Annotated in this window: 7 protein-coding genes; 3 read left to right on the top strand and 4 right to left on the bottom strand. The window is 40.4% G+C overall.

From position 1 onward, the window contains the following. Window positions 1-242 precede the first annotated feature (242 nt). The 3 genes from MTCD1_RS07810 to MTCD1_RS07800 all read right to left on the bottom strand — a co-directional run bounded on the left by MTCD1_RS07810 (window position 243) and on the right by MTCD1_RS07800 (window position 6,253). Window positions 243-1,277, bottom strand: a complete 1,035-nt coding sequence (locus tag MTCD1_RS07810; protein ID WP_057181849.1) for a hypothetical protein — start codon at window positions 1,275-1,277, stop codon at window positions 243-245. 723 nt (window positions 1,278-2,000) lie between these two features. After that, complete coding sequence (locus tag MTCD1_RS07805; protein ID WP_057181850.1) at window positions 2,001-5,111, bottom strand: efflux RND transporter permease subunit; 3,111 nt, start codon at window positions 5,109-5,111, stop codon at window positions 2,001-2,003. After that, the gene (locus tag MTCD1_RS07800; RefSeq protein WP_057181851.1) at window positions 5,111-6,253 is read right to left on the bottom strand and encodes an efflux RND transporter periplasmic adaptor subunit; all 1,143 of its coding nucleotides are present in this window, start codon (window positions 6,251-6,253) and stop codon (window positions 5,111-5,113) included. Before MTCD1_RS07800 ends, MTCD1_RS07805 begins: the two co-directional genes overlap by 1 nt. A 180-nt stretch (window positions 6,254-6,433) precedes the next feature. Between MTCD1_RS07800 and MTCD1_RS07795 the strand changes: the two genes are divergently transcribed. Then, window positions 6,434-7,297: a hypothetical protein gene (locus MTCD1_RS07795; RefSeq protein ID WP_057181852.1), complete on the top strand. Its 864-nt coding sequence runs from the start codon at window positions 6,434-6,436 to the stop codon at window positions 7,295-7,297. Window positions 7,298-7,832: 535 nt separating this feature from the next. Here the strand turns inward: MTCD1_RS07795 and MTCD1_RS07785 are convergent. Then, a complete protein-coding gene (locus tag MTCD1_RS07785) occupies window positions 7,833-8,045 on the bottom strand; it encodes a hypothetical protein (RefSeq protein WP_057181854.1) in 213 nt (70 codons plus the stop codon). Between the two features lie 89 nt (window positions 8,046-8,134). On the opposite strand from MTCD1_RS07785, the gene MTCD1_RS07780 reads away from it, so the two are divergent. Then, window positions 8,135-8,323, top strand: a complete 189-nt coding sequence (locus MTCD1_RS07780) for a hypothetical protein (protein WP_057181855.1) — start codon at window positions 8,135-8,137, stop codon at window positions 8,321-8,323. Between the two features lie 159 nt (window positions 8,324-8,482). Next, complete coding sequence (locus MTCD1_RS07775; RefSeq protein WP_057181856.1) at window positions 8,483-10,534, top strand: M13 family metallopeptidase; 2,052 nt, start codon at window positions 8,483-8,485, stop codon at window positions 10,532-10,534. Window positions 10,535-10,580: the final 46 nt, after the last annotated feature.

The following is a 10,580-nucleotide window of genomic DNA, read 5'->3' as shown; positions in this document are numbered from 1 at the left end:
CAAAGATATTCATTGATGGTTATTTGAGCATAGCTGATGCCACTCATTATTTCCATTTGAGTGGGTGTCTGCTATATTTGAGAATACACTAGTTGGTTGTGACTAAATACGTCAACTGGTCGATTAAAGTAATCGTTAACCGCTGAATTTTTTAGTTATCAACATCTGGCGTAAAGAGCCGCGGGAAAGAAGTTCCCCGCGGCTCTGTTGTTAACCTGCTTTAGCCGACAGAGTATCTCTGGCTAAATAACACAGAAGTCCAAAGGATCCAATGGACATGGATCATCGCCATCAACTACGCCGTCATCATCGGTGTCAGTATTGTTTAGATCTGTGCCTAACGCAATTTCCTCAGCGTCTGGCAGGCCATCACCATCAGTATCAGTTTCAGTATCACACCCTATTGGTTGCAACTGCAAAGAGCGGAACATAGCAAAGCCACCCTCTCCGTTTCGGTTTCCGCTAGTGAGTTGCAAGAAAGTATCAGGACGGAAAACGCGGCTGCCAGTAGTTAGTGGCACATACTCAACAAAAGGTTTGCCGTCAGCATTGGCAATAATACCCACGGATTCGTCATCTGTGTCCCAGATACCATCGCCAGATGAATCATAGCGGGTATGCATGCGTAGTGGTGTGCAGCTGGTGGGTAGGAATAAATTATATCCCGTAATATCTCCTCCCTCATCGTACTCAGCTCCTTCCTGCGCACCATCGGTGATGGCATAGATGGTTACGGTACAGATATTATCGTCAGTAATCTTAGATTTAACAGATATGACAATCAGCTCATCTTGATGGGCAGGTATATTGCCACTATTGAGTTTAACGGCACTGTCTGGGCGAGAGGTAAATATTTCACATGCGAGAGTCTTGTCTCCGATAATAGCGTTTGCTACGCCATCACAGTTATCATCTGCACACATACCATCTAATTCTGTATCGGGAGCTTGGTTAGCGGCATCTTCAGCATCCGGTGCAAGATTAAAGGTTGACGTTAATTGCTCTAAAATCTGTGTTCCCACAGGGGCTGTAGAAGGAACAGCTAACGAGTATTGATAACACTGAGCTGTTGGTGAACCTACATTGATAGTTCCGTCTGCGGGGAGTATGGTTGCATCAGCATCGCTAACACCTGAGCATGTAATTGCCGACTCATTAAACGCTGTAATGGCCCAATTTTTGTTTTTCCCTTTGCCTGCAGGAGGTGCGGCAAAAACAGAATTTGCAATCAAGCTAATGACAACTGCAAATATAGAAAACATAGTGAATTTTTTCATGTTAAATTCTCCAGTTTAGAGTTAAATATCATTGAACAGGTCCTTACGGATTCTCAATATACTTTTTACTAGTTAGGATTAAGTCTCACTTTTATCACCGTTAAACCTGTTATTTCAAACTCGCTGCTAATTTCTTTGGTTAAATAGCTTTCTATGTTAATTAAATACAAATATGAATAGATTCACAATACCAAGCAATGCAAACCAAAAGAATACAGCAGATAAACTTTATGCATAACTCGTGCAATAATATTCACAATATTTTTCATCTTGTTAACTCAGCAAGGAAAAAGTCAAAGCGGAAGTAAGGTTAAAAGTGTAAAATTATTCGACAGTTTAATTTTAATTTCAAACTTAATCCTATATTTCAGATGAGCACCTTATTTACAACCTGATTACTATTCTCTCTAGCTAGAGCGTAGCGAAGCAAGCGAAATACTGTTTTCTGGGTACCTTGCTGAGCAAAATTTTTACCCGTGAGTCTAGGGATTAAATGTAAAACACTAAGTCAGCTTACTTAAGCAAAGCACCCTGTAAAAAAAACTGACACTATCAAATGATTACTGCCGTTTACGCCCAAGGCAAGTTTTAATATTACTGAGTCAGCCTAAAATATTTTGATGATAAAAATAAAGCTTAAAGATAAAAAGCCCTAGCAACTTTCGTCGACTAGGGCTTTATAGGTTATTGCTTAGCTATTTATTTTTCGCTAATTATAAGGCTCTATTTTGTATTAGCCTTCTGCTCAAGCTGTTCAATTTCATTAGCGATAGCTTGCGGTGAACTGGTATTACGACATAACCAGTAATAAGCACCCGGCACAATAAACAAGGTAAAGACACTCGCTAATGATACGCCAGCAAAAATAACCACACCAATAACCATTCTACTTTCCGCACCTGGACCTACCGCTAACACTAAAGGAATAGCACTGGTAACTGTGGTGAACGTGGTCATAACAATCGGACGGAGTCTTTGCTTAGAGGCATTAATTAAGGCATCTTCAAAAGCAATACCCTTGTCACGTAACTGGTTAGCAAATTCGACAATTAAAATACCATTTTTTGCCGCTAAACCAATGAGCATAACAATACCTATTTGGCTATAGATGTTTAAACTCATGCCCATCAATTCCAGTCCGGCCAGCGCACCTACCAGCGCTAACGGTACGGTAAGTAAAATAACAAACGGATGAATAAAACTTTCAAACTGCGCGGCTAATACCAAGTAAGTAATTAACAATGCCAACAAGAACACAAACAAGATAGAGTTGCCCGATTCTTTTAGCAATAACGACTCACCTTTATAATCAATTTGCACATGTTCAGGCAGCTTGTTTTTGGTAACAGCCACTAAAAAGTCTAAGGCATCACCTAAGGCATAACCATCGGCTAAATTCGCCGTGATGGTAATACTACGTAAGCGGTTATAGCGATTTAGTCGTGACGAGGTGGCATTTTCACCAATAGTTAATAAGTTAGCTAATGGTATTAACTTACCCGTAGTGCGAGAGCGAACATAAAGGTTATCGATATCCGTTGGGCTTTGAAATTGCTTTTTATCACCTTCAACAATGACGTCATATTCTTCGCCTCTATCAACAAAAGTAGTAACGCGACGCTGACCTAACATGGTTTCTAGGGTTTCGGCGATATCACCAACTGGCACACCTAAATCATAAGCTCGTTCACGGTCGATTTGCACGAGTAACTGAGGGTATGTTTCTTTATAGTCACTATTTATATTGGACAAGTTAGGGTTCTTTTGCGCTTCGGTGATCAAAATATCACGCCATAGAGCCAGCTCAGCAAAGGTATTACCTTGTAGCACAAAAGACACCGGGGTATTACCGCCACCGCTGCCACCTATACCACGACGCATAATGGCAAAGGCGCGGACATCGGTAACACTTTGCACATCGCGGTTTATTTTATTAATAAAACTAAAGGTATCAATACTACGTTTATCCCAATCAGGTAAGCCGACAATGGCAATGCCGCCAGTGCCACCAAAACCGGGCACACGCACTAGTACTCGGTCTAACTCGCCTTTTGCTTGATAGCCTAAAAGTTTCTCTTCAATTTTATGCATATTTTTTACATTACTTTCATAACTGGCGCCTTCAGCGCTTTGCATAATTAAGAAGAAATTACCGCGGTCCTCTTTGGGCGTGTATTCCGACGGTAATTTATTAAACAATAAAAATACCGCGGCTAACGACAAGCCTAGTACCAGCACAATAAGCATAGGTTGATGAATACTATTTTTCAGGGCTCTGCCATAAGCCGCTTCAAAGCGGGAAAAAGCACGATCAAGCTTTTGACCAAAAGAGGAACTGCGCTCTCGGTGTTTTAACAATTTTGAACACATCATGGGGGTCAGTGACAAAGCTGTTATGCTTGAAAAAACCACGGCAGCAGCAATGGCAATGGCAAATTCAGTAAAGAGTCGTCCCATATTGCCCGATAAAAATATTAAAGGCACAAACACTGAAACCAATACTAAGGTGGTGGCAACAACAGCAAAAGCGACTTCCCTGCCCCCTTCATAGGCAGCTATTAAAGGTGTTTGACCGTTTTCGATACGGCGGTAAATATTTTCTAATACCACAATGGCATCGTCCACTACTAGACCGATAGCCAAGACTAAAGCCAACAGTGTTAATAGGTTAATGGAAAAACCAAACAAAGATAACGCCATCATGGAGCCAATAAGGGCGACCGGTACAGTAACCGCAGGAATTAAGGTGGCGCGCACATTACCTAAGAATAAAAAGATGACCAATACCACCATTAACATGGCAATAATTAAGGTGCTATAGACCTCATCAATTGAGCCTTGAATAAAGACTGAGCTATCATAACTATTGGTTATGGTTGTGCCCACTGGCAAAGAGTTACGAATAGTGATCATTTCTTTTCTAGCAGATTTAACTACGTCCAAGGTATTGGCTTTTGATTGCTTAATAACGCCCAGACCGACCATGTTTTTACCATTGCCACGGAACATGTTTTCGTCATCTTGTGCACCAATGAAAACCTCGGCAACATCACCTAAACGCACCATAGCATTACTGGCTGAATTGCCTTCGGGGTGACTAATGACCATATTGGCAAAATCTTGCACGGTTAAGTAACTACGCTCTACTCGAATAGAGAAATCTCTGTCTATTGACTCGATACGCCCAGCAGGTAATTCCACATTTTCATTGCGTAAGGTATTTTCTATATCTTGCACGGTAATATTACGCGCGGCCATGGAGACACGATTAAGGCGTATTTTCATGGCATAAGTACGACCACCACCCACTTGTACTCGAGCAACACCATCAACTACAGCAAAACGATCAACAATATAGCGATTAGCATAATCGGTTAGCTCTAACGTACTCATGGTTTCACTTTGTAAAACAAACCAAACAATGACATTTTCATCGTCATTGGCTTTAGATACTTCCGGTGGTTCAGCTTGCTCGGGTAAATTATTTAGCGCCCGAGAAATACGATCACGGACATCATTGGTGGCGGCATCAATATCACGGTCTAAGTTAAATTCAATGGTTATACTGGAGCGACCAACACGACTACTGGAATTTATACTTTTCACCCCTTCAATGCCACTTATTCTGTCTTCAAGTAGCTGAGTGATTTTAGTTTCAACAATGGCCGCAGAAGCCCCCGGATAATTGGTACTAATGTTAACAATTGGCGGGTCAATATCGGGGTATTCTCTTAATGGCAGCATTAAAAAAGCAACAATACCAAAGGTGATAATAAGTAAGTTTATTACCGTGGCAAAAACCGGTCGTTTTACCGACAAATCAGATAAAAACACTAGTTTTTGCTCCCATTCTCAACCGGAGACTTTGCTTTAGCTGCTGTTTCTTCAGCGTCTTGCGCTATGATACTCAACGCAGAGCCATCACGTAGTTTAAGTGCCCCTTCAACGACGACTTGTTCGCCGGCAACTAAGCCGGAGAGAACCTCCACCATACCGGGATGACGACGACCTATTTTTATCGCTTTACGCACGGCTTTATTATCCTTTTCGACAAAGACATAATGTTTATCTTCAATAGGAATAATACTGCTTTCTGGTAATTGTAAAATATTTTCGACTTGCAATAACACGCTAATATTAAGTAACATACCAGGGCGCAGTTTTAACGCTTTATTGTTGATGGTGGCGCGAACCTTGATGCTACGAGTACTGACATCAATGCGACTATCAATGGCAGAAATTTTGCCAATAAACTTTTTATCATGGTAAGCACTATTAACCGCGCTGATTTGTTGACCGACATGGATATGGGTTAACAAGCGCTCGGGTAAATAAAAGTCGACTTTTATAATACTCAAGTCATCCAAGCTAGTGATCACACTACCGGCATCAATATAAGCGCCTTTACTCACCTCACGAAAGCCAAGAACACCGGTAAATGGCGCACGAATAGTTAAGTCATTGAACTTAGCCTCAGCACTTACTAGCTGCGCTTCAATCGCCTTAGTTTTTGCTTCTTGTTGCTCCACTAAAGACTCAGAGGTAGCTCGACTGGCCAGTAACTCAGCTAAACGCTGTAAATGCGCCCTTGATTCAGACAAGTTGGCTTTTAACTCATTAACCTTTGCTAACTCTTCTAGATTATTCAGCTTAACTAACACAGCACCCTTGTTAACTTTTTGACCATCGTCAAAATAGACTTCATCAACAATATCTGAATATTTACTGGTGATCATCACCTGCTCATTTGCTCGCGCTGTACCTACCGCTTCAACACTTTCAATAAACTCGGCCAGTACCACGGATACCATTTTCACCGCAACGACTCGTTTAAATGAAATTTTTTCTTGCTGGGCTTCAGGCCATTGTACATAAATAATTAAGGCCACTAAAATGGCAATTATACTGAATAAAGGTAAACGGCGGCTAATAGCCGAAGTGTTTGTGGCCGTGGTAGACACAGACTTATTTGACATAAAAAGGTTCTCTAATTGCATAGTAATAGTGTGGCGAAAATCGTGCGTTTGACGTATATTAGACGAATAATTACACACAAACACTATAACCTATAGGCTAGTGAATAGCATTTACCTAGCCGGTAACTTAGCTTAAAATATTAACCACTTAACGCAAATTAACGCAAAAGAGAAAAACACTTGAATAAATTAGCCCTACTAGCCTTTGCCATACTATTATTTTTAAGCACCATGTTATGGTATCTCGCCAATGGCTCTTTAAATGAATACCTAAAAAGCCAAGTTCTTTTACAAAGTCATTACTATAGCGGCCAAAAGGCTCAGTTACTCAGTGCAGACTTTTCAAATAATACTGGCATTACTCACTTTACCGACTTATCAATTGCCAATATAGAGGGTTTAACTCAGCCTCAACTAATTAAAGTCGATAACATCAGTGTGCATTTAGCAGAGCTTGCTACTAGCCAATTTGACGCACCCAGCATAGCGAAAAAAACCACTACCTTAGTGCATGTTAAGCAACTGCGTTTTAATAAGTTGCACGCTTGGTCCGAGGTGACACAAACTGGTCAAACTAATCTCGAAGTCTTGTATAAAAAAGTCGAGATTCAACTAGCGACTGATTACCCCGCTTTATACCCACAACTAAGCGCTGAGCTATACGCAAAAATGTACCCTGAGCGTAGCGAGAAATTGGCCTTAGAAAATATTGATAGCCGCCCCAAAACACCCGAAATTGAAACCAACCAAGCAATAATCGCCTCCAAGAAAGCTAAACAGAAAAAGCGCCTCTTAGGTAAGGCACAAACCCGCGTTAGCGTCAGCTCAGTACTTATTGAAGAATTAACCCTGACCATGATTAAAGATAATAAAGTGCTGACCAAACGCTTTGATAATATCGAGTTAGGCCGCCTTGGTGATGAAAATGGCTTAGATAGCAATCAGTTGGGCGGAGAATTACTTAGACGTTTACTCGGTGAGTTAATCCGTATAGAAAAAGACAACTCGATGACAAGCTTGGCTAATGAGCTTGAGCAGCAGTAATAAATACAACGGATACATTAGGGACTGTTGCTCTTTCGAGATGATTTTTACCACAGTTCCCTTGATATTTAGAGTAAATATAGTATGGGTGTAGCTACCTCAACTGGCATAACCTCGAATCATATAGCTTGCTATATATATGCCAGCAAACGCTGCACCTTATTTAAACCACTGAAAAGTCTTTAATTGCCGCTAATTTTTGTGGGTGTATTATTTTATTTTTAACGGCTAGCTGAAACTTGCTAGCTGGACGGAGAAAATAGCACGGTGTTAACTTGACTTAAAAAAGCGGAGTATAAGAGTAGTACCTTTAGATAACAGCAATTCCCCTGGAAAATATGGCTCGCTAAACTGATAAGGATCATTGCCACAGTTAGCCCCTTGATTACTATGATCAGCACAAACGTTGGCTAAACGGTCTTTAGCTACCACTTCCCCCTTGCCTGTCACATTTACGTTATAAATCTTTCATCCTTCCTTCATTTTTAATTTACCTAATTGTCACTTTTAATTTACCAAACATTCATCACTATAGTCAGCCCTTGTTCAACTTCCCTTTCATCCATGGCGGCAAAACCCAAACGGATAAAATGGAACTCTTTGGTAGATAAATCATTATCAGGTAAGTTTTGCTAGACAAGTCTTTGGCTCTGTAAAATTCGATTTCCGTTTGCAGGTAGACCTGCTTAGCCATCAGCTGCTCTTTTAAGCCAACAATAGACTTACCGGTATCAAGCCAAATTGCCATATCCCCTTTCACTTTAACGACAACACCATAGTGAGCGTGAAAGAAAGTAAGAGTAAAGCGAGAATGAGAGCTTGCTAGGTCAGCAGTTAATGGCCCATGTCAGTAATCAACACCCGTTAGCACAACAACTTAGATCGACTGATGGGATTAAAAATGCAATCAATATCAGCCTAATATTTCACGGTGAAGATGATTATATTTCCCCTCATGATGTCAGTGTTGAGCATAGTGCAAGGCGAAATAAGCCACTTTTGGCTGAGCTAATACGCTTTTTTTGACCGATAACTTATTTAGCAAACCTCCTAATACCTAATTGGCGACAACTTACATTTTCTGATATCTTATTTACCAATGATTAACATTTTACCCAAGTGTTAATCTTACTTATCAATAATAGATAGTTATACCAGCAATAATAATACAAAAAGGACGTTACCATGAAAAAGACATTAGTCTCTTTAACCGTGCTCATAGGGTTAATGGGCTGCAATAATAGCAATAACTTAAACGCATCAATTGATGAGAATAGCGGGCCCGTGCTTATTTCAGGGCTAAATATTACGGCCATAGATACCACAGTAAAACCTGGCGATGACTTTAACCTTTATGCGAATGGCAATTGGATAAAGCAAACCAAAATTCCAGCTGACAAATCATCTTATGGCGTAGGTACCATAGTGCACGAGCAATCTCAAAGTGACGTTAGAGCGATTATCGAAGCGGCTTCTAGTGGTGACTTTGTCCAAGGATCCAATGAGCAAAAAGTGGGTGATTTATATCAATCTTATATTGACTGGGATACCCGTAATAAAATTGGTTTAGCACCTATTCACCATGAGTTTAGCCAAATAGATAACATTAGCAATTATGATGAATTAGCGATACATTTTGCCGTGGCGAATAAACTCGGTTATGCCATTCCATTTAATCTTGCTCAATATGTCGATTTTAAAAATCCAAACTCTTATATGAGATATACCTGGCAATCAGGTTTGGGTTTACCTGACAGAGAGTATTATTTATTAGATGACGATGCCTCAAAAGAGCTCAGAGCAAGTTACCTTACTCACATAGAAAAAATGCTAAGCCTGGCCGGATTAGCCAATCCAAAAGCAGCCGCTAAAGATATCTTTGCCTTAGAAACCAAATTGGCTAGTCAGCAGATGAAAAAAGAGCAAACCCGCGATATGGTTGCTCTTTATAATAAGATACCGACCAAAGAGTTAAGAGAAATCATGCCTGATTTCAACTGGAGTGGTTTCTTAGCACAAGCTGGCATTAGCGATATCGATGGTGTTGTTATTACGCAAATGGACTACATGAAAGCGCTGAATAACATCATCAAAGAGACACCAATATATACCTGGCATGTCTACTTAAAGTGGGGCGTTATTAATAGCACTGCAAGTCGACTGACCCAAGAGATAGACCAACAAAACTTTGAATTTTATGGCAAGACCTTACGTGGGGTAAAAACACAACTGCCGATGTGGCGCCGCGGTGTTAGTGTGGTAAATCAAAATATAGGTGAAGTGGTTGGCAAAGTTTATGTTAAAAAGCACTTCCCACCGCAAGCTAAAGCTCGTATGGAAGAATTGGTGAATAATCTAATCAAAGCGTATAAAGTTAGCATTGAAAACCTTGATTGGATGACAGCTGAAACCAAAAAGCAGGCGTTAGATAAGTTAGCTAAGTTTACCACTAAAATTGGTTACCCGGAGATCTGGAAAGATTACTCAGCCTTAACCATCAAAAAAGATGATTTATTTGGTAACTTAAAACGCTCTGCTTTAGTAGTTTACCAACAGGGTTTAGATAAACAAAATGGCCCGGTACAAAAACATGAGTGGGCTATGACACCACAAACGGTTAATGCTTATTACAACCCTCCGTTAAACGAAATAGTGTTTCCTGCGGCAATATTACAACCACCATTTTTCAACTTAAATGCCGAAGATGCTGTTAATTATGGGGCTATCGGTGCCGTTATTGGTCATGAAATTGGTCATGGTTTTGATGATGCTGGCAGTGCTTTTGACGGTGATGGTGTTTTACGTAACTGGTGGACAGATGCCGATAAAGCGGAGTTTAAAAGCAGAACTAACAAGTTAGTGGCCCAATACGATGAGTTTGAACCACTTAAAGGTGTTCATGTTAATGGTACTTTTACCTTGGGTGAAAACATTGGCGACCTTGGCGGCTTAAGTATTTCACTGCTGGCATATAAAATGTCCTTAGCAGATAAACCTTCGCCGGTTATTGATGGCTTTACCGGCGAACAACGTGTTTTCTTGGGCTACGCACAAAGCTGGAGTAAAAAGTATCGCGAAAAAGCATTAAAACATCAAATCAGTACCGATCCACATTCACCTGCCATGTATCGAGTAAATGGTGTTGTGCGTAATATCCCTGAGTTTTATCAGCTGTTTGATGTAACAGAAGGCGATAAGCTTTACTTAGCACCAGAGCAACGCGTAAAAATTTGGTAGTTATATTTTAATCTAAGCGCGAGTTAAAAGAATAAAGCGCTGAGTT

Origin of the sequence: Colwellia marinimaniae (assembly GCF_002207865.1) — a bacterium.
GTDB classification, from domain to species: Bacteria; Pseudomonadota; Gammaproteobacteria; order Enterobacterales; family Alteromonadaceae; genus Colwellia; species Colwellia marinimaniae.
The sequence above is the reverse complement of the archived record's forward strand: the minus strand, read 5'-3'. Positions and strand labels throughout refer to the sequence as shown.

Excerpts from the sequence above, each read along its gene's own strand:
- MTCD1_RS07810 (WP_057181849.1), bottom strand. The coding sequence starts at position 1,277 with ATGAAAAAATTCACTATGTTTTCTATATTTGCAGTTGTCATTAGCTTG.
- MTCD1_RS07800 (WP_057181851.1), bottom strand. The coding sequence starts at position 6,253 with ATGTCAAATAAGTCTGTGTCTACCACGGCCACAAACACTTCGGCTATT.
- MTCD1_RS07785 (WP_057181854.1), bottom strand. The coding sequence starts at position 8,045 with ATGGCAATTTGGCTTGATACCGGTAAGTCTATTGTTGGCTTAAAAGAG.
- MTCD1_RS07780 (WP_057181855.1), top strand. The coding sequence starts at position 8,135 with ATGGCCCATGTCAGTAATCAACACCCGTTAGCACAACAACTTAGATCG.
- MTCD1_RS07775 (WP_057181856.1), top strand. The coding sequence starts at position 8,483 with ATGAAAAAGACATTAGTCTCTTTAACCGTGCTCATAGGGTTAATGGGC.